This is a genomic window from Sphingomonas pruni NBRC 15498 (assembly GCF_001598455.1).
Classification (GTDB): Bacteria; Pseudomonadota; Alphaproteobacteria; order Sphingomonadales; family Sphingomonadaceae; genus Sphingomonas; species Sphingomonas pruni.
In genome coordinates this window covers 19,633-36,936 of sequence record NZ_BCYZ01000027.1, presented here as the reverse complement: position 1 = coordinate 36,936, position 17,304 = coordinate 19,633, and the positions used below count along the sequence as shown (strand labels likewise).

General features: G+C 66.3%; 22 protein-coding genes. 17 read left to right on the top strand and 5 right to left on the bottom strand.

What is annotated here, in order from left to right:
* The first annotated feature begins 27 nt into the window (after positions 1-27).
* From SPR01S_RS10080 to SPR01S_RS10000, 17 genes are all read left to right on the top strand, one after another.
* On the top strand, positions 28-1,365 hold the full coding sequence (locus SPR01S_RS10080; RefSeq protein WP_066588847.1) for a FliI/YscN family ATPase: 1,338 nt from the start codon (positions 28-30) through the stop codon (positions 1,363-1,365).
* A gap of 3 nt (positions 1,366-1,368) precedes the next feature.
* Positions 1,369-1,797 (top strand): hypothetical protein, encoded by a 429-nt coding sequence (locus tag SPR01S_RS10075; RefSeq protein ID WP_066588845.1) that lies wholly within the window; start codon positions 1,369-1,371, stop codon positions 1,795-1,797.
* 42 nt (positions 1,798-1,839) lie between these two features.
* Positions 1,840-3,114, top strand: coding sequence for a flagellar hook-length control protein FliK (locus SPR01S_RS10070; RefSeq protein WP_084251086.1), 1,275 nt, complete (start codon positions 1,840-1,842; stop codon positions 3,112-3,114).
* A gap of 15 nt (positions 3,115-3,129) precedes the next feature.
* Positions 3,130-3,720, top strand: coding sequence for a flagellar basal body-associated FliL family protein (locus tag SPR01S_RS10065; protein ID WP_066588842.1), 591 nt, complete (start codon positions 3,130-3,132; stop codon positions 3,718-3,720).
* Between the two features lie 6 nt (positions 3,721-3,726).
* The gene (locus tag SPR01S_RS10060) at positions 3,727-4,668 is read left to right on the top strand and encodes a flagellar motor switch protein FliM (protein ID WP_066588840.1); all 942 of its coding nucleotides are present in this window, start codon (positions 3,727-3,729) and stop codon (positions 4,666-4,668) included.
* On the top strand, positions 4,665-4,955 hold the full coding sequence (fliN, locus tag SPR01S_RS10055) for a flagellar motor switch protein FliN (RefSeq protein ID WP_066588837.1): 291 nt from the start codon (positions 4,665-4,667) through the stop codon (positions 4,953-4,955). The genes SPR01S_RS10060 and fliN overlap by 4 nt, the downstream gene beginning before the upstream one ends.
* Positions 4,955-5,218 carry a flagellar biosynthetic protein FliO gene (locus SPR01S_RS10050; protein ID WP_066588835.1) on the top strand — a complete coding sequence of 88 codons (264 nt, stop codon included), beginning with the start codon at positions 4,955-4,957 and terminating at the stop codon, positions 5,216-5,218. The genes fliN and SPR01S_RS10050 overlap by 1 nt, the downstream gene beginning before the upstream one ends.
* Positions 5,219-5,304: 86 nt before the next feature.
* Positions 5,305-6,150: a flagellar type III secretion system pore protein FliP gene (gene fliP / locus SPR01S_RS10045; RefSeq protein WP_084250271.1), complete on the top strand. Its 846-nt coding sequence runs from the start codon at positions 5,305-5,307 to the stop codon at positions 6,148-6,150.
* Between the two features lie 190 nt (positions 6,151-6,340).
* The gene (gene fliQ, locus SPR01S_RS10040) at positions 6,341-6,610 is read left to right on the top strand and encodes a flagellar biosynthesis protein FliQ (RefSeq protein ID WP_066588830.1); all 270 of its coding nucleotides are present in this window, start codon (positions 6,341-6,343) and stop codon (positions 6,608-6,610) included.
* 4 nt (positions 6,611-6,614) lie between these two features.
* The gene (gene fliR, locus SPR01S_RS10035; protein WP_066588828.1) at positions 6,615-7,388 is read left to right on the top strand and encodes a flagellar biosynthetic protein FliR; all 774 of its coding nucleotides are present in this window, start codon (positions 6,615-6,617) and stop codon (positions 7,386-7,388) included.
* Positions 7,388-8,515 carry an EscU/YscU/HrcU family type III secretion system export apparatus switch protein gene (locus SPR01S_RS10030; protein ID WP_066588822.1) on the top strand — a complete coding sequence of 376 codons (1,128 nt, stop codon included), beginning with the start codon at positions 7,388-7,390 and terminating at the stop codon, positions 8,513-8,515. The genes fliR and SPR01S_RS10030 overlap by 1 nt, the downstream gene beginning before the upstream one ends.
* 64 nt (positions 8,516-8,579) lie before the next feature.
* Positions 8,580-10,097, top strand: coding sequence for a flagellar filament capping protein FliD (fliD, locus tag SPR01S_RS10025; RefSeq protein WP_066588819.1), 1,518 nt, complete (start codon positions 8,580-8,582; stop codon positions 10,095-10,097).
* On the top strand, positions 10,097-10,498 hold the full coding sequence (locus tag SPR01S_RS10020; protein ID WP_066588816.1) for a flagellar export chaperone FliS: 402 nt from the start codon (positions 10,097-10,099) through the stop codon (positions 10,496-10,498). The genes fliD and SPR01S_RS10020 overlap by 1 nt, the downstream gene beginning before the upstream one ends.
* A 122-nt stretch (positions 10,499-10,620) precedes the next feature.
* Positions 10,621-11,181, top strand: a complete 561-nt coding sequence (locus SPR01S_RS10015) for a response regulator (protein WP_066588813.1) — start codon at positions 10,621-10,623, stop codon at positions 11,179-11,181.
* 234 nt (positions 11,182-11,415) lie between these two features.
* Positions 11,416-11,622 (top strand): cold-shock protein, encoded by a 207-nt coding sequence (locus tag SPR01S_RS10010; RefSeq protein WP_066588810.1) that lies wholly within the window; start codon positions 11,416-11,418, stop codon positions 11,620-11,622.
* 143 nt (positions 11,623-11,765) lie between these two features.
* On the top strand, positions 11,766-12,059 hold the full coding sequence (locus tag SPR01S_RS10005) for a hypothetical protein (protein ID WP_157082137.1): 294 nt from the start codon (positions 11,766-11,768) through the stop codon (positions 12,057-12,059).
* Between the two features lie 151 nt (positions 12,060-12,210).
* On the top strand, positions 12,211-12,612 hold the full coding sequence (locus SPR01S_RS10000; protein ID WP_066588807.1) for a DUF6481 family protein: 402 nt from the start codon (positions 12,211-12,213) through the stop codon (positions 12,610-12,612).
* A 23-nt stretch (positions 12,613-12,635) separates the two neighbouring features.
* Here the strand turns inward: SPR01S_RS10000 and SPR01S_RS09995 are convergent, their stop codons facing one another.
* The 5 genes from SPR01S_RS09995 to argH are packed head-to-tail and all read right to left on the bottom strand — an operon-like array spanning position 12,636 to position 17,297.
* Entirely contained in the window at positions 12,636-13,592 is a 957-nt protein-coding gene (locus SPR01S_RS09995; RefSeq protein WP_066588804.1) for a zinc transporter ZntB, read from the bottom strand.
* The gene (locus SPR01S_RS09990; protein WP_174531884.1) at positions 13,589-14,374 is read right to left on the bottom strand and encodes a precorrin-2 dehydrogenase/sirohydrochlorin ferrochelatase family protein; all 786 of its coding nucleotides are present in this window, start codon (positions 14,372-14,374) and stop codon (positions 13,589-13,591) included. The genes SPR01S_RS09995 and SPR01S_RS09990 overlap by 4 nt, the downstream gene beginning before the upstream one ends.
* Complete coding sequence (gene lysA, locus SPR01S_RS09985; RefSeq protein WP_066588802.1) at positions 14,371-15,642, bottom strand: diaminopimelate decarboxylase; 1,272 nt, start codon at positions 15,640-15,642, stop codon at positions 14,371-14,373. Before lysA ends, SPR01S_RS09990 begins: the two co-directional genes overlap by 4 nt.
* A gap of 6 nt (positions 15,643-15,648) precedes the next feature.
* Entirely contained in the window at positions 15,649-15,888 is a 240-nt protein-coding gene (locus SPR01S_RS09980) for a hypothetical protein (protein ID WP_066588800.1), read from the bottom strand.
* On the bottom strand, positions 15,885-17,297 hold the full coding sequence (gene argH / locus SPR01S_RS09975; RefSeq protein ID WP_066588798.1) for an argininosuccinate lyase: 1,413 nt from the start codon (positions 17,295-17,297) through the stop codon (positions 15,885-15,887). Before argH ends, SPR01S_RS09980 begins: the two co-directional genes overlap by 4 nt.
* Between the last annotated feature and the right edge of the window lie 7 nt (positions 17,298-17,304).

Sequence of the window (17,304 nt, the reverse complement as noted above, 5' to 3'; positions counted from 1 at the left end):
CCCTCCCCGTTCCGGGGAGGATTTTTAATGCTGAATCGTTTCGCTCAGGACTATCTCGAAAGCCTCGGCACCGCCGGCTTCGTGCCGCAGCCCAAGATATCGGGGCGGCTTGCCTCGTTCGACGGGCTGCTGATGGAGGCGGTCGGGCTCAATTTGCCGGTCGGCACGGTTTGCCAGGTTGGCGCCGCGGGCGGTGCTAAGGTCGAGGCCGAGGTGATCGGTTTCCGCAACGGCCGCACCTTGCTGATGAATCTCGGCGGGCCCGCCGCTTTGCTCCCGCAATCCCCGGTACGTCCGGTCGGCGCGCCCGGCGCCGCCGAAGTCGGCGCCGCCTTGCTCGGCCGCGTGGTCGACGGCGCGGGCAAGCCGATCGACGGTCTCGGGCCGATCCGCGGCGCACAGCATTGGCCGCTCGCCGGCAAGCTGCAGGGACCGCTCGATCGCGGGCGCGTGCTCCAGCCGATGGACGTCGGCGTCCGCGCGATCAACGGGCTGCTCACCATCGGCCAGGGCCAGCGCGTCGGCATCATGGCCGGTTCGGGCGTCGGCAAATCGGTGCTGCTCGGCATGATGGTCCGGGCCGCGCAAGCCGACGTCGTGGTAATCGGCCTGATCGGCGAGCGCAGCCGCGAGGTCGCCGACTTCCTGGAGACCAAGGTCGCCGGGGAGGCGCGCGCGCGTTCGGTCGTGGTCGCGGTACCCGCCAATCATTCGCCGGTGCTGCGCATCCGCGGCGCGCTCCGCGCTACCGCGATTGCCGAAGGCTTCCGCGCCGAGGGCAAGAAGGTCCTGCTGATCATGGATTCGCTGACCCGCGTGGCGCATGCCGGGCGCGAGATCGGCCTTGCCCTGGGTGAGCCCGCCTCGGCGCGCGGCTATCCGCCGTCGGCGATCGCGATGCTGCCCAATCTGATCGAGCGCGCCGGTACCGACGTCAATACCGGCGGATCGATCACCGCCATCTATACGGTGCTGGCCGACGGCGACGACGGCAACGATCCGGTGGTCGATAGTGCACGCTCGATCCTCGACGGCCATATCGTACTGAGCCGGGCGCTGGCCGAACGCGGCGTCTATCCGGCGATCGATCTGGGCCCGTCTGTCAGCCGCGTGATGACCGATATCGTGCCGCATGACCATATCGCCGCCGCGCGTATATTGCGACGCCACCTCGCTACCTATGAGGAGAATCGCGACCTGGTGCTGATGGGCGCCTATCGCGGTGGCGCGGATCCCGAGATCGACGCGGCGATCGCCTATCACCCGGCGGTGATGGAATATATCCGCCAGGATGCCGACACCAAGGTTTCGCTCGAAGAGGCCGTTGCCGAACTGATCGGCGTTTTCGGTCAGCCCCAAGGGTAAGGCATGGCGCGCGACCGAAAGGGCCAGCTCGACCGCATCTTGCGGGTGCGTACGCTTCAACTTGGGATGACTCGCGCCGAGGAAGTCCGTGCGCATGCCAAGATCGCGAGCGAGGCCGATCTCGCCAATCGTATCGCCAAGCTGGCCGACAGCGTAGCTCCTGCGCCGACCGAAGCGGGAAGCGGTTTTTCGCTGGTCGCCGCTGCGCATTTTCGCTCGCGTCTCCACCAATCGGCCGAGCATGCCGAGCATCGCCTGCGCGCCGCCGAAGCCGCCGCCGAACGCGCCGCGGAAGCGACGCGCGAGGCGAAGCGCGACCAGTCGGCGGTCGAGAAATTGATGGCGCGCGCCGACCGCGACGCGGCGCTCAAGGCGATCCGCGCGCTCGAGGCCGCACCGGCCGTTCGGAAGATTCGGCACGATCCTTGCTGATACCCCCGCAGAGGCAGTGCACGCCTCCTGCATGAGGGGTTCATGACCGGTTTGACTCTATCCGCTACTCTTACTGCCGCGCTGCCCGGAAAGGTCGCCGTGCCCTCCTTGCTTGCTCCTGGCATTGCCGCCGACGGGGCGCCGGGAGTGCCCAACCTTGCCGCCTTTCTCGACCTGATGATCGGCAAGGCCGTGGTGACGGCCAAGCAAGACCAGCCTGGCGGTGAGCGGCAGGATGATGCCGCGACCGGCAATCCCTTGCCGGAAAAGGACGATGACAAAGGCGACCCCGCGCTCGCCTGGTTGCTGTCCGTCGCGCCGATCGCCTTGCCTGCCGCTGACGTCTTGAAACCTGCTGCCGCCGGGGCGGTCACCGCGCCGCTCACGCCGAACGCCGCGAACCCACAGCCCAGCTTGCCCATGCTGCCGTTGCCGGCCGCGAGCGATACCGGCCCGGTTCGGCCCGAAGGCGTCGCTCCGCCGGCGACGCCGCTAGGCTTGCAGGAGACGCAACCCCTGCCGGCGACGGCGCCGGCTCCGGCAGCGCCCCAGCCCGCTACCGCCGCGCCGATCACGATCGACGCCGCTCTTGCCGCTGCCGCCGACCTACCGAAGCCAACTCCTGCCGCCAAGCAACCGATCGTTGCCGCCGATCGCCCGATCACGCACCAGCCCGCGGCACAGCCGATCCGAATCACGGTGCCGCAAGCGGCGCCCGTGACTTTGGCGTCACTGGCCTCGGCCAATGCGCCGATGCCGGCATTGTTCGCGCTGGCCATGGCGCCCGAACGCAAGCCCGCCGGCGAAGGCGAGAATAGTCAGCCCGGCGGCCTTACCGCCGCCGCGACGCTGTTGACCCCGGCCGACGCCGCGCAGCTGGTCGCGAAGCCCGGTCAGGCCGAGCGCCAGGCGCTCGACATGGGCCGCCAGGACTGGCCGCAAAAGATGATCGACCGGATCGAGGCGCTGCGCGACGACGCCAATGCCAACGACACCTCGATCCGGCTCAAGCCCGAGGCGCTCGGGCGGATCGACGTGTCGCTGCGCACCCATGCCGATGGCGCGGTCACCGTCCGCTTCGCGGCCGAACAGCCGACCACGCGCGCCCTGCTCGCCGACGCCGCGCCGCAGCTCAGCGCCGCGGCCGAGGCGCGCGGCATCCGGCTGACCGGGACCAGTGTCGACCTGAGCGGATCGGGCATGGCCGGGGGCGACCGTCCACGGCCGCAGGCCGACGTTAGGCAGGACAGCAAAAATCGCCTCGCGACCGGCGGGGATGACGAAATTCGGGCCGTCGATGACGGCCGTGTGGCTTGATTGGGGGAATGAACGATGAGTGACGAAGCCAAGACCGACACGCCCAAGAAGAAGGGCAAAGGCAAATTGATCATCCTGATGCTCCTGGGCGTGATCCTGGTGGGCGGCGGTACGGCGGGCGGCCTGTGGGCGGCGGGCATGCTGGGCGGGGCCAAGGCGGCCGGGCCGGAAGGCCCCAAATTGGTGCCCAAGAGCGAACAGAAGCGCGCCAGCGGCGACGGCAAGGAAGGCGAGGGCGCCACGGCGTCGAGCGGCACCAAGCCGCCGTCGGGCAGCGGCGGCGACAAATATGCGTCCAATTATTACGCGATCGACAAGGACTTCACCTCGAACCTGCAGGACAGCCCGCATTACGTCCAGATCGGGATCGCGGTGTCGACGCCGTACGACGATTCGGTGATCGAGAATCTGAAGACCAACGAGATCGCCGTGCGCTCGGCGGTGCTGATGGCGTTGGGCGACGCGACCGAAGACGAGGTCACGACCGGCGACGGCAAGAAGCGCCTGGCGCAACGGTTGGTCCAGGCGATCAACGCCACGCTCAAACAAAAAGAGGGATTTGGCGGGATTAGTAACGTCTACTTTACCAATTTTGTTGTTCAGTGACTGGGCATGGTTAACGGCTCGTCATCCATATCCGACACGGACCGGCGCGAACGCCCTCGCGCGGCGGCGGCACACGCCCCCGCGCTGGGCGGCGCCAACCTGAATCCGTTCGGGGATCTGCACACGCTGCAGCATCTCTCCGCCCGTCTGGCGCGGAGCCTGCGCGGCGTGTTCGAGCCGTTGCTGCGCCAGGAAGTCCGCTTGTGGGCCGAGCCGCTGGTAGTGCAGCGTTTCACCGATTACCGCGCTGAACGCCCGGAAGGCCTGACCGCCTGGGTGCCGCTGGCGATGACGCCGGGCACCGGCCAGGCGCTGTTGGTGGTCGACGGCAAGTTCGTGCTCGAACTGCTCGACCTGTTCTTTGGCGGCACCGGCGCCGCGCCGCACGACATGCCGAGCGAATTCTCGCCCGCCGCGGAAGCGATGATCGGGCACCTTGCCGCGATCGTCGCCGAGCCGATGACGACCTCCTGGGAGCCGCTCGCCAAGGTGAGCTTCTCGCCGGGCCGGGTCGAGGCCAATCCGTCGATGGTCGCCGGGCTCGACGGTGACGATCCGATGGTCGTCACCCGTTTCGGCATCGGCAAGCATCACGGCAAGCCGATCTTCATCGACATCGTCTATCCGGTGCAGTCGCTCAAGCCCTACACCCCGTCGCTCACCGGCAAGGTGCTCGGCGCCGCGCCCGATCCGGCGTGGCAGAACGGGCTCGCCAAGGCCGTGATGACCGTGACCTTCCCGGTCCGCTCGGTGCTGGCCGAGCCGGTGATCAGCCTCGCCAAGCTGATGGAACTCAAGGAAGGCGACGTGATCCCGATCAGCGTCGCCGCCGACGTGCCGGTGATGGTGGCCAATGGCCGCCTCGGCACGGGCACCGTCGGCACGTCCAACGGACGCGCCGCGATCAAGCTCAATTCGCTCTCTCTCAATGTCGAGGAACTCGCATGACCGATTTGTCCGGGACCTTCCCGGTCGACGCCAATATGGCGGCCAATTACCGGCTGCTGCAGGATGTCGACGTCAAGCTCACGGTGGAGATCGGCCAGACCCGGCTGACGCTCCGCGAATTGCTCGCCTTGGGCGAAAGCTCGGTGATCGAGCTCGACCGCCAGGCCAACGAACTGCTCGACGTGTTCGTCAACGGCACGCTGATCGGGCGTGGCGAGGTCGTCACCGTCGGCGAGCGCTTCGGCGTCCGCCTGACCGAGCTGGTCAGCCCAGAGAAGCGCGGCTGATGCTCTGGACGTATATCCTCAAGCTGTTCGTGCTGCTGCCGCTGGTCTGCGGCCTGATGGTCGGCTGTCTGTGGCTGTGGCGCCGGCTCGAGAGCCGGATGCCGGGCCAGCCGGCCAATCGCACGATCAAGGTTCAGGAAACGATGATGCTGTCGCCGGGCCTGCGCCTCGCGGTGATCGAGTTCGAAGGGCAGAAATTGCTCGTGTCGGTCGGTCGCGGCGGGGTCCAGCTGATCGACAAGGCCGGGGGGCTGCCCAAGTGACGACGATCCGCCGCCTAAAGGAAGACGGCCCTTCGCTGTTCCGCGCGCCGGTTTCTGCCGCGCCGCGTCCGAAGAATGTCCAGCTGATGAAGCTGGTGCTGATCCTGCTCGCGTTTATCGCCCTGCTGAGCGTCGCGATGCCGTCCTTCGCCCAGAGCGCGCCCGCCGCGCCGACGACGACCACGGCCTCTTCGGCACCGGCTGCCGCGGCCAAACCGGGCATCGGCGACGCGGTCGATCGCGCGCTCGGCCAGCTTGGCGGACCGGGCGCCGCTGCCGCCACCAATGGCGCGGGCAAGGCGCCGCTGTCGCTCAGCCTGCAGGTCCTCATCATCATGGGCCTGCTCACGATCCTGCCCGGGATCCTGCTGATGATGACCAGCTTCACGCGGATCATCATCGTGCTGTCGATCCTGCGCCAGGCGCTGGGATTGCAGCAGACGCCGCCCAACCAGGTGCTGATCGGCCTGTCGCTGTTCCTGTCGCTGTTCGTGATGGCGCCGACGATCAACCAGATGAACACCCAGGCGATCCAGCCCTATTCCGCCGGCCAGATCGGCGGGACCGACATGATCCAGCGCGCCGGCCAGCCGCTCCACGCCTTCATGGTCAAGCAGACCCGGATGAAGGACCTCAAGATGTTCGCCGACATGGCGCATTCGGGCCCGTACAAGGCCTCGACCGATATTCCATATACGGTGCTGCTGCCGGCCTTCGTCACCAGCGAATTGAAGACTGCGTTCCAGATCGGCTTCCTGATCTTCCTGCCGTTCATCGTGATCGACCTGGTGGTCGCGACCGTGCTCATGTCGCTCGGCATGATGATGATGTCGCCGACGATCATCTCGATGCCGTTCAAATTGCTGCTGTTCGTGCTGGTCGATGGCTGGGCGATGATGATGGGCAGTCTCGCCTCGAGTTTCGCGACATGATGCCCGCCTGCCCACCGCCCGCGCCGAACCCGTTCCGTGCGCCGCCGCCCGCTTTGCCGGGCCGCAAGCCGGCGCTCTGGCTCGCCTCCCGCCGTCATGCCAGCGCACGCTGGCATCTCGTGGAAGGAAATACGGCAGAAGACCCCAGCTTCCGCTGGGGTGACGATGTTTCTAACTGGATCAACTGACGATGGATGCGGACTATTTCATCGGCGTGGCCGACCAGACCATGTGGGTGCTGGCGCTCGCCGCCGCTCCCGTGCTGATCCCGGCGCTTCTCGCCGGTCTGATCCTCGGCATGGTCCAGGCGGCGACGTCGATCAACGAGCAGACGCTGACCTTCGTCCCCAAGCTGGCGGTAGTCGGACTGTCGCTGCTGATCTTCGGCGGCCTGATCATGGGCCTGCTGACCGACTTCACGATCGACATCTTCCAGCGCATCCCGGATCTGGTGCGCTAAAGGGATGCTCGGCCTCGGCCTGAATATCGAGGCGCAGCTCTGGGCGCTGCTCTTCGTGATGATCCGGATCGGTGCGGCCTTCGTCGCGGCGCCGGTGTTCGGTGCGGTCGCGGTGCCGTTGCCGGTGCGCGTCGCGCTGTCGGGCGCGATCGGCGTGCTGGTGCTGGCGGTGCATCCGATCGTCCCGCCCGCCGATATCTTTTCCATCGCCACGATCCTGAGCGCGGTTGCCGAAGCCCTGATCGGCCTCGCTATCGGTTTCATCCTGCAGATCGCGTTCGCCGCCCCCGCGGTCGCCAGCGAAGTGATTGGCACCTCGATGGGGATCGGTTTCGCCTCGGCGATCGACCCGCAGAATGGCCGCTCGACGCCCGCTTTGGGCAATTTCCTGTCCGTGCTGATGACGCTCCTGTTCCTGTCGGTGAACGGGCACCTCGTGCTGGTCGACATGCTGGTGCGCAGCTACGCCGTGCTGCCCCCGGGCGGCGCTTGGCTGTCGCCGGACCGGCTCAAGGACATCGCATTCTTCGGCGGCTATACCTTCGCCGCCGGCTTGCTGCTCGCGCTGCCGGTCGGCTTCCTGCTGCTCTGCCTCAACATGATCGTCGGCATGGTCAGCCGCGCGGCGCCCAGCCTCAACCTGTTCGCGATCGGGCTGCCCGCCAGCCTGGCGGTCGGCGTGGTCGCGCTCGCGCTCGCGATGCCCGCCATGGGTGATTACATGCTCGTCATCGTTCAGGCAGGACTCGATGCCGCGCAAAGCCTGGTGTTCGGCTGATGGCTGAGTATGAGGGCGACAAGACAGAAGCGCCAACAGCCAAGCGTCGCAAGGACGCGATCGAGCGCGGCGACGTCCTCAAGTCGCGCGAATTCGCAACCGCGCTGATCGTGCTCGCCGGTTGCGGCTGGATCGCGATGCTCGGGCCGCAAATGGTCAAGGCGTGCGAAGGGTTGATGACCGCGAGCTTCCGCTTCGGCCGCGCCGATATCGAGGATTGGTCGCCGATGCGGCCGCTGATCCAGGCCGGCTTGGGCTTCGCGCCGACGGTCGGCGGATTGTTTCTGATCGCGATGATCGCCGCCGTGCTCAGCCAGGCGGGGCTCGGCTCGTTTCGCTTCAACGGATCGCTGCTCCAGCCCAAATTCTCGCGGATCAATCCGGCGTCGGGGTTGAAGCGTATTTTCGGTCCGACCGGCTGGATCGAGCTCGGCAAGTCGCTGCTCAAGGTAGCCTTGCTCGGATCGATCGGCGCCTGGCTGATGTGGAAGACCGCGCAGCCGACCTTGGGCCTGTCGACCTCGTCCGACGTCGCCGGAGTGGTCGGCCATCTCGGCGGGACATTCGTGTGGATCCTGTTCACGATGGCGGGCGGACTGGTGCTGATCGCCGGCATCGACCTGCCGATCCAGATCGTCCGGCTGCTCGGCAAGCTCAGGATGAGCAAGCAGGAAGTGCGCGACGAGAACAAGGAGACCGAGGGCTCGCCCGAGGCGAAGCAGCATCTCCGCCAGCGTCAGCGCGAGATGAGCCGGCGGTCGGTCAGGAAAGCGGTTGCCACCGCCGACGTCATCCTTACCAACCCGACCCACTTCTCGGTCGCGTTGCGTTACGACCGCGTCAACGACAATGCGCCGGTGGTGGTGGCCAAGGGCCGCGGCATCACTGCGCTCGCGATCCGCGACGTCGCCGGGGACGAGATGATTCCGATCCTCGAATATCCGGCGCTTGCCCGCGCGGTCTATTATACCAGCCGCGAAGGGCAGGAGATCCGCGACGATCTCTACCCGGCGGTCGCCACCGTTCTGGCCTTCGTCTTCGGCCTGAACCAGCAGGCCGGGAAGGTGCCGCCGGCGATCGACGTCCCGACCACCGCGCGGTTCGACGAAAACGGCGTCAAATTGTGAGGAAAGTCCTAAAATTCGTTTCGCTCCGGTCGTTCCATGATTTGACGCGCGCGGAGTAACGATCATGGTGACGACCAGCTCGACGACGAGCACCCCGACCCCGACACCCAGCCCGACGCCAAGTCCGTCGGCCTCGAGCGTGATGGGTTCGGCCGCGCAGGCGCTGTTCAACTCGCTGTCGACCGGGTCCGGGGTCGATACCGCCTCGCTGGTCACGTCTTTGGTCCAGGCGCAATTCGCCACCAAGACCGATGCCCTGACCGCCCAGTCCGACGCGCTGACTGCGCAGATTTCCGGCGTGTCGACACTCAAGAGCACGATCCAGCAATTCGCCACCGCGCTGAAGACGCTGACCACTAACGGTACCCTGCAGTCGCAGCCGCAAAGCTCGAACAATAACGTGCTGACCGCGAGCGCGCAGACCGGCGCGGCGCTGAACGGCCTCACCGCCTCGATCACCGTCAGTCAGCTGGCCGGTGCGCAGGTCGCGACGACTCAGGTCGCGGTCGCCGACCGCACGGCAGTGATCGGTTCGGGCCAGCTGACGCTGACCTTGGGCAGCGCGACTTATTCGGCCGACGGCAGCCAGATGACCGGCTTCACCGCCGGCGCCGGCACGCCGGTGACGATCGATCTCACCAACTCTAGCCTCGACGGCATCGCCGCCGCGATCAACGCCAAGAAGGCCGGGGTCACCGCTTCGGTCGTCACCGATGTCGACGGCAAGGCCTATCTCTCGCTCAAGGGAACGACGGGTCAGGCGCAAGCCTTCACGCTCGCCGCGACGACCGACCCGACCGGCAACCTGGCCCAGTTCAACGTCGGCGTTGGCGCGACCGGGACCAAGATGTCGTCGGTCGCGCAGAATGCCAAGCTGACCGTCGACGGCGTGTCGGTCGAGCGCGCGTCGAACACGGTCACCGACCTGATCACCGGGGTGAAGCTGCAACTGACTGGCACCAGCCCGGTCGCCGTGTCGCTGACCGCAAGCTCGCCGACTGACGCCTTGAAACAGGCGATCACCGACTTCGTCGACAGCTATAATGAGGTGTTGAATACCATCAACACCCAGATCGACCCGCAGAACGGGCCACTCAAGAACGACACCGCGGCGCGCGCGATGCTCAATTCGCTGCGCACGCTGACGACGCGGACATTGCTGTCCGGCGCGGCGGCGGGAACGCCGACGACGTTGGGCGAGATCGGCATCAAGACCAATCGCGACGGCACCTTGTCGGTCGACGACGCGTCGGTGACCAACGCGCTCAACAACTATCCGGCCTCGGTCGAGGCGATGTTCTCTTTCTCGACCTCGAGTTCGGATGGCATCACCGCGGCGATGAACGGTATTTCGCTGACGTCGACCAGCACGCTTTACGGTCTCGGCGCCTCGCTGACCCGCTACAACCAGCAGCAGTCGGACGTGTCGAAGGCGAAGAGCGATCTGTCCGACCAATCGGACCAGATGAAGACCCGGCTGACCCAGCAATTTGCCAGCATGAACGCCAAGGTCGCCGCCTATAAATCGACCCAGGCCTTCCTCAAGTCGCAGATCGACGCCTGGGCGAAGGGCAGCAACTGATGGCCGGCTATGCGACCGCGCTGCGCGGCGATCCCGAAGCGACCTATCGCCAGATCGACCTGGTCGGCCGCACCGGCGAGGCCGACGGTCCGGCGCTGGTCCAGTTGCTCTACGAGGAACTGGTTCGCGCGTTGCGCGTCGCGGCGCACGCTACCGAAAACCAGAATTACGCGCTGAAAAGCGAGAAGATCACGCGCGCCACCGCGATCCTGTTCGCGCTCGAGGCGGGGCTGGATTTTGACAAGGGCGGCGAAGTTTCGCACACGCTTGCGCGGCTCTATCGCGGCGCGCGCAACGCGATCATCGACGCCAGTGTCGGACAGGAAGCGCAGCCGTTCCTCGAAGTCGCGTCCAATCTCGAGGAAATCGCGCAGGCCTGGGCCCAGGCGCGCCGCGGCTGATTTGGTTTCAGCGGAGCTGAAACGGCTGCGGGCCGGCACCGTGACAACGAAACATGCTTGCCACGCCATTAACCCTTTTGTGACCGGCTCCGGCTTAGGGTCCCTTCAAAAGGAAGGACCCAATGGCCGAACTGCACCGACCCGTCCGCACGATCCTGGTAGTCGACGACAGCCGCACCAATTTGAACGTCATCGGCAAGCGGCTGACGCATTTCGGCTATCTGACCGCGCTTGCCGATAATGGCGCCGAAGCGCTCGACCTGATCGCCGCGCGGGGCTTCGATCTCGTCCTGCTCGACCTGATTATGCCGGGAATGAGCGGGCTTCAGGTGTTGGCCGAACTGCGGTCGCGCCTGGAAACCGTCGACTTGCCGGTCATCGTGGTCACCGGACGCAGCGATCCCGAAACGGCCGTCCAGGCGCTCGCCGCCGGCGCCGACGACCACGTTGCCAAGCCATTCGATTTCGACGTGCTGCGTGCCCGTATCGAACGCACGCTCGCCCGCGCACGCCGCGTCAGCGACCTCAAGAGATCGAACGCCGCACTCGATGCCCGCATTGCTGCCCGCGCGATGGAATTGGGCGAAGCCCGCGCCGAGCTCGCCGACATCCGTGCCGACCGCCAACGGCTGATCCTGTCCATCCAGGCCCTGCACGACGAGGTCGAGCGGCTGAGGGCCTAGGTTCTGATCCAGTGCCGGCAGATGAAATAGCTCGTCCCGCACATCGCAATCACCACGCGAACCCACGATCCCCTTTCAAATATGCGCGAAGCGCCCTATATCGAACGGGCTAACGTCGCATGCGACGGATATTGGGCCGCCTCGGCTCCCCCCTTTGTCCCTTACTAGTCTTCGAAGCCGGGATGCGTCGCAGTTGGCGCATGCCCGTCATACATGGGATAAAAGGATACCCATATGATCACCGGAACCGTGAAATTCTTCAATATCGATAAGGGCTATGGCTTCATCGCGCCGGAAACCGGCGGCGGCGACGCGTTCGTCCATATCTCGGCCGTCGAGCGCGCCGGCATGCATACGCTCGATAAGGACCAGCGCATCTCTTACGAGCTTGAAACGGACCGCCGCGGCAAGACGTCGGCTGTCAATCTTCAGGCGGCCTGATCGCAAACGGATCGGGCGGCGCGCCAGCAGGCCGCCGCCCGATTGTCTGCCTGAAAGGGAGCGCACCGCGAGTCTCGATTGGAGCGGCTACCGCTGATCGACGGACGGGCATGCGCGCCCCACTCCAGCTCCCGGGATCGACCATGCCCACAACACCCGTTGTCCCGTCCACCGAGGCGAGCGAGGAAAAGTTCGCGCTGACGAAACAGCAATTCGCTGAAGCTCAGCAGGCGCTCGACATCGCCGCCCTCAATGGCATCGTCTTCCTCGCGGAGACGCTGAAGAAGCGGAGCTTACTGGCGGCGGGCGAGATTCAGGACCTGCACGAAACGATGACGAAGCCACTGTCTTTGCCGCAGAATGCGGCCAATCCAGCGGTTCAGGACGCGCATCACAATCTGGATTTGCTGTTTTCCGGGCTGCTCACGGTCGCCTGAATTCCCGCGGGCCGCGCCCGATGGCTCTGGCCCACATATTCCTCGCCCTGTGCCGGCACAAAGATCGCCGATCAGGTACATCTTACCTACCAACCTCGTGCGGCGCACGCCGACCGCCACGGTCAGTTCATGAAATAGGATATCGAACCAGATGCCAGCATTTACGCCCCCCGGCTTTCAGCAACGACAAGAGGCCGCGGCGCGCGCGAAGAGCGCATTGCTTGCAATTTATCGCGCCAAACCGCGGGTCGACGAAGCGGTGACCGCGGAACGGATTGCTCGCCGTGCCGCGCGCGAAGCTGCTGCGGAGGAAAAGAAGGCCGCCGTTCGTCGGGCGAAGGAAGAGGCTGTCGAGGCCAAACTCAGGGAAGAGCGCGAGGCGGCTGCGGCGGTCGAGGCCGCGGCGAAGGCGCAAATGGAGGCCGCTGCCCAGGCGAGAGCAGCGGCGGCCGACGAAAAAAGAGCGCAGAGGAAGCAGTGGACGGAAGAAGATCGCAAGACGGCACGCGACGCGCGCTATGCCGCGCGTAAAATGCGCGCGGGTCGACGCTGAACCTTCAGCGCGCGATCAGTATATCACCCCCGCAACCAGTGCCGTCGTACGAAATAGGTCGTCACGCTGACCGCGGTGAGTACGCAGATGCCGACGATCGCGTCGAATGCCCAGGGCTGGTCGGCGAGCCATAGGCCGCGCACGTTCATGCCATACAGCCCGGTCAAAAAGGTCAGCGGCAGGAAGATCATCGCGACGATCGAGATGATCAACGCGCGCTGATCGATCTGTTCGGCGCGCAGATCGGTCAGTGCCTCATGGGTGAGCGCCGAGCGTTCGCGGATGCTCTCCAATTCCTCCGCCATGCGCGCGGCGCGGTCGGCGGCGGCCGACAGATGCAGGCGGTCGTCGTCGCCCAGCCAGCCGACCTGCAGTGTGCTGAGCTTTTCGAGCGCGGTGCGCTGCGGCGCCAGGAAGCGGCGATAGCCGATCGACTGGACACGCACGCGCGTGACGGTGCGGCGCAGTTCGAAGATCTTCTCATTGTCGAGCGAGGTCTCGCATTCGTCGAGATCGTCGCCCAATTGCGCGACATCGGGGTCGAGATCGCTGGTGATCGCGGTGGCGAATTCGGTGATCAGGTCGCCGGGGTCGCGGACCTGGCCGGCCTCGACGCATTCTTCGACCAGCTTGATCGCCTTGAGCGTCTTGCGGGTGACCGAGATCACGCGCCCCGCGATCGCCCATATGCGGACCGAGGCGAGCGGATCGGAGGAGACCATTTCGTCGTCGGACCGCCCGCGCATATTGAGCAGCGCACCCTCGCCGAACTGCTCGCAGCGCGGCCGCGTCTCGGTCGCGGTCAGCGCGTCGACCAGATAATCGTCGAGTTTGGCGACGTCCGACAGCCAGGTCTGGGCGTGTTCGTTATTGGTCGTCAGATGGACCCAGACGAAGCCGTGATCGATATCGAGCGCCTGCTTGATCTCGCAGCGCGTCGCCTTGCCACTTTCATCGACATGATAGGCAAAGCCGCTCATCGCGCGATCTCCACAAACACGGTCAGTCCTTCTGCCGGATCAACGGGCGGCGCAACCGAAACGATCCGCGGCGCGTCGGCGCGCGCACGGTCGAGGATCGCGGTCGGGACGTCGGACGTGTGCACCACCCGATCGGCCTGGGCGAGCAAGCGCGCCTGGCGCAAGGTGAGGTCGTCGGGGTTCAGGGACGACAAGGTAAGCCTGACGGCCTCGAGGGAAGGGGCAGGGCCTTCGGCCCGCTCAAGTCGAACGGGTGTTTCCAGCCAGTCCTCGACCTGCGCGGCGCTCGCGCGAAGAGGGTCGAGGGGGCCGCCGTCGCTCAGCGCCCGGCCGAGCGCGCGGCGGCGCTCGTCCGCTTTCGGGAAGCGCTCACGCAATCTCGTGCGTGCCGCCTGAAGCGCCCGAGCCAGGTCGCCGAGCGATGCCGGCAGGATCGCCTCTAGCCGCTGGCGCAGCGCTGCGGCTAATCCGGCCGACGCCCCGCCCGTGCCGATCGCGACAATCACCGGCGACCGGTCGATGATCGCCGGCAACGTGAAATCGCACAGATCGGGTCGGTCGACCGCGTTGACCAGCACTCCCCGCGCCTTGAGCCGTGCGACCGTCTCGTCGGGCGCCTCGAGTGCGACGATCGCCAGCGCTGCTTCGTCATACTCGCCTACGACGGTCGCTCCCGCACGCTCCAGCAGGCGGCGTTTCGCGTCCGCGCTGTCACCCTTGCCGATCAGGATCACCGGCCGTCCCGCCAGCCGGAGGAATACCGGCAGGCTGTGCAGGGTCACGCCGGAACCTTGGCTAGCCAATCGGGGACGTGTTCCTCCGACATCACGCGATAGGCCGGGATGCGTTCGGCGACGACGGCATAGCGATCGCCATCGACCATCACTTCGGGCACCAGCGCCCGGCTGTTATAGGTCGAGGCCATGGTCGCGCCATAGGCGCCGGCAGTGCGGAAGATGGCGAGGTCGCCCTCCTTCACCTTGTCGATCTCGCGCGCCTTGGCGAAGGTATCGCCGCTTTCGCATACCGGACCGGCGATATTGGCGACGAACCGCTCGCCGGTCGGCTTCACCGCGACAAAATCGTGCCACGCTTCGTAGAGCGCGGGCCGCGCGAGGTCGTTCATCGCGGCGTCGACGATCACCCAGGGATTGGTCGGGGATGGCTTGACCCAGATCACCTGGGTCAGCAGCACCCCGGCATTGCCGGCGATGACACGGCCGGGCTCGAACATCAGCTCGACATCCCAGTCGCGCGTGACGCGCGCGACCATCTCGCCATAAGCGGCGGGGCTTTCGGGCTTGTCCTCGGCGCGATAGGCGACCCCCAACCCGCCGCCGAGATCGACGCGGTCGATGCGATGACCGTCGGCGCGGAGATCGGCGACGAGCTGGCCGATCCGGCGATAGGTCGCCTCCATCGGTGCGACGCTGAGCAACTGGCTGCCGATGTGCGAGGCGACGCCGCGCAAGTTCAGGCCGGGAAGCTTCGCCAGGCGGTCATAGATTGCAGGCGCGTCGGCGATCGCGACGCCGAACTTGTTATCCGCCTTGCCGGTCGAGATCTTGGCGTGGGTGCCGGCATCGATATCGGGATTGACCCGCAGCACGCACGGCGCCTTGATCCCGCGCGCGGCGGCGATCTCCGACAAGGCGACCCCCTCGGCTTCGAGCTCGAGGTTGAACTGGCCGATACCCCGGTCGAGCCCCTGCGCCAGTTCGGCGCGGGTCTTGCCGACGCCCGAAAACACCACGTCCTTCGCCGGCACCCCGGCGGCGAGCGCGCGTTCCAACTCGCCCCCGGACACGACGTCGGCGCCATAGCCGGCATTGGCCATCACCCGCAGCACCGCGAGGTTGGGGTTGGCCTTGATCGCATAAGCGAGATGGACGCGCGGCACGTTTTTCAGGCCGTCGCGAAAGGCGTGGGCGTGTCGCTCGAAGGTGCCGCGCGAATAGATATAGACGGGGGTCCCCACTTCGGCGGCGATGCGCGTCATGGGGACGTCTTCGGCGTAGAGCTCGCCGTTCCTCAGGTTGAAATCGTCCATGAAAACTCAGTTTGCGGGGGGGAGGTCGAATTCGTTCCCTTGGCGCTCTTCCGAACTGGTCAGCAGATCGTCGCTGCGTGCGGGGCGCGCCTGGATCGAGGCGGAGAGAAGCTGGTTCGGCGTCGGAGTTGCGGTGGCGCCATAAGGCGCGACCGGCAACGGTTTGCCCGCGGCCGGTTTCAAATCGCGCGCGGCACCGCATGCCGACAATGCGAGAACCAGGCCGAGGATGGCAAACCGTTTCACGTCTTTTCTCCCGCTCGCGCGGCCTTCGCCGCCGGCGCTTCGTTTGCGCGTGCCGCTTTCGCGGCCGCGATCGCTTCCCGTACCCGTATCGGCGCGGTGCCGCCAGCACTGGTGCGGCTCGCGACCGATGCATCGACGCTCAGCACGTCATAGACGCGTTCGTCGATTCGCGCATCGATCGCTTGCAACGTTTCGATCGGCACCTGGTCGAGCGCGACTTGCGTCTCTTCCGCCGCCTTGACCGCGCGGCCGGTGACGTGATGCGCCTCGCGGAACGGCAAGCCGGCCTCGCGCACCAGCCAGTCGGCCAGGTCGGTCGCGGTGGCGAAGCCCGATTCGGCCAGCGCGCGCATGCGGTCGGTGCGGAACGTCGCGGTTTCGACCATGCCGGTCATCGCCGCGATCGACAAAGCGAGCAGGTCATGCGCCTCGAACACCGGCGGCTTGTCGTCCTGCATGTCCTTCGAATAAGCGAGCGGCAGGCCCTTCATCGTCACGCACAAGGCGGTCATGCAACCCATGATCCGCCCGGCATGGCCGCGCACCAGTTCGGCGGCGTCGGGATTGCGCTTTTGCGGCATGATCGAGCTGCCGGTCGACCATTGATCGGACATGGCAACGAAACCGAACGGCTGCGACGCCCAGATCACGAATTCCTCGGCGAGGCGGCTGAGGTGCAGGGAGCATTGCGTCGCCGCCATCAGATAATCGAGCGCGAAGTCGCGGTCGCTGACCGAATCGAGCGAATTGGTCGTCGGCCCGTCGAACCCGAGCGCCTTTGCCGTGGCGTCGCGATCGAGCGGGAAGCTGGTGCCGGCGAGCGCGGCGGCGCCGAGCGGAGACCGGTTCATCCGCGCGCGATTGTCGGCGAAACGGCTGCGGTCGCGCGCGATCATGTCGTGATAGGCCATCAGATGATGGCCGAGCGTCACCGGCTGCGCGGACTGGAGATGGGTGAAGCCGGGCATCACGGCATCGGCATGCTCCTCGGCGCGGGCGATCAGCGCGTCCTGGAGCTCACCCAGGGCGGCCGCGACCTGATCGATCGCATCGCGCACCCAAAGCCGGAAATCGGTCGCGACCTGATCGTTACGAGAGCGTGCGGTGTGCAGCCGCCCGGCGACCGGCCCGACCTTCTCGGCCAGCCGCGCCTCGGTCAGCATGTGGATGTCCTCGAGGCTCAGATCGTCGGGCACGCCGTCGCGGGCATAATCCTCGGCGACCGCGTCGAGCCCCTGGGCGATCGCCGTGACATCCTCGGCCTTCAATATGCCTTGTGCGCCGAGCATCGCGACATGTGCCTTCGACCCGGCGATGTCCTGCCGCCACAAACGCTTGTCGAACGGTATCGAGGCATTTATCTCGCGCATCACCGCCGCCGGTCCCTCAGCGAACCGACCGCCCCACATCGCGTTC

Bases quoted from the DNA above. Each gene is read 5' to 3' on its own strand.
- SPR01S_RS10020 (WP_066588816.1), top strand. From the start codon at position 10,097: ATGGCCGGCTATGCGACCGCGCTGCGCGGCGATCCCGAAGCGACCTAT.
- fliP (WP_084250271.1), top strand. From the start codon at position 5,305: ATGAAGCTGGTGCTGATCCTGCTCGCGTTTATCGCCCTGCTGAGCGTC.
- SPR01S_RS10075 (WP_066588845.1), top strand. From the start codon at position 1,369: ATGGCGCGCGACCGAAAGGGCCAGCTCGACCGCATCTTGCGGGTGCGT.
- SPR01S_RS09995 (WP_066588804.1), bottom strand. From the start codon at position 13,592: ATGAGCGGCTTTGCCTATCATGTCGATGAAAGTGGCAAGGCGACGCGC.
- SPR01S_RS10060 (WP_066588840.1), top strand. From the start codon at position 3,727: ATGGTTAACGGCTCGTCATCCATATCCGACACGGACCGGCGCGAACGC.
- SPR01S_RS10010 (WP_066588810.1), top strand. From the start codon at position 11,416: ATGATCACCGGAACCGTGAAATTCTTCAATATCGATAAGGGCTATGGC.
- fliN (WP_066588837.1), top strand. From the start codon at position 4,665: ATGACCGATTTGTCCGGGACCTTCCCGGTCGACGCCAATATGGCGGCC.
- SPR01S_RS10000 (WP_066588807.1), top strand. From the start codon at position 12,211: ATGCCAGCATTTACGCCCCCCGGCTTTCAGCAACGACAAGAGGCCGCG.
- SPR01S_RS10065 (WP_066588842.1), top strand. From the start codon at position 3,130: ATGAGTGACGAAGCCAAGACCGACACGCCCAAGAAGAAGGGCAAAGGC.
- fliR (WP_066588828.1), top strand. From the start codon at position 6,615: ATGCTCGGCCTCGGCCTGAATATCGAGGCGCAGCTCTGGGCGCTGCTC.
- argH (WP_066588798.1), bottom strand. From the start codon at position 17,297: ATGTGGGGCGGTCGGTTCGCTGAGGGACCGGCGGCGGTGATGCGCGAG.
- lysA (WP_066588802.1), bottom strand. From the start codon at position 15,642: ATGGACGATTTCAACCTGAGGAACGGCGAGCTCTACGCCGAAGACGTC.
- SPR01S_RS10070 (WP_084251086.1), top strand. From the start codon at position 1,840: ATGACCGGTTTGACTCTATCCGCTACTCTTACTGCCGCGCTGCCCGGA.
- SPR01S_RS10005 (WP_157082137.1), top strand. From the start codon at position 11,766: ATGCCCACAACACCCGTTGTCCCGTCCACCGAGGCGAGCGAGGAAAAG.
- SPR01S_RS10080 (WP_066588847.1), top strand. From the start codon at position 28: ATGCTGAATCGTTTCGCTCAGGACTATCTCGAAAGCCTCGGCACCGCC.
- SPR01S_RS10030 (WP_066588822.1), top strand. From the start codon at position 7,388: ATGGCTGAGTATGAGGGCGACAAGACAGAAGCGCCAACAGCCAAGCGT.
- SPR01S_RS10050 (WP_066588835.1), top strand. From the start codon at position 4,955: ATGCTCTGGACGTATATCCTCAAGCTGTTCGTGCTGCTGCCGCTGGTC.
- fliD (WP_066588819.1), top strand. From the start codon at position 8,580: ATGGTGACGACCAGCTCGACGACGAGCACCCCGACCCCGACACCCAGC.
- fliQ (WP_066588830.1), top strand. From the start codon at position 6,341: ATGGATGCGGACTATTTCATCGGCGTGGCCGACCAGACCATGTGGGTG.
- SPR01S_RS10015 (WP_066588813.1), top strand. From the start codon at position 10,621: ATGGCCGAACTGCACCGACCCGTCCGCACGATCCTGGTAGTCGACGAC.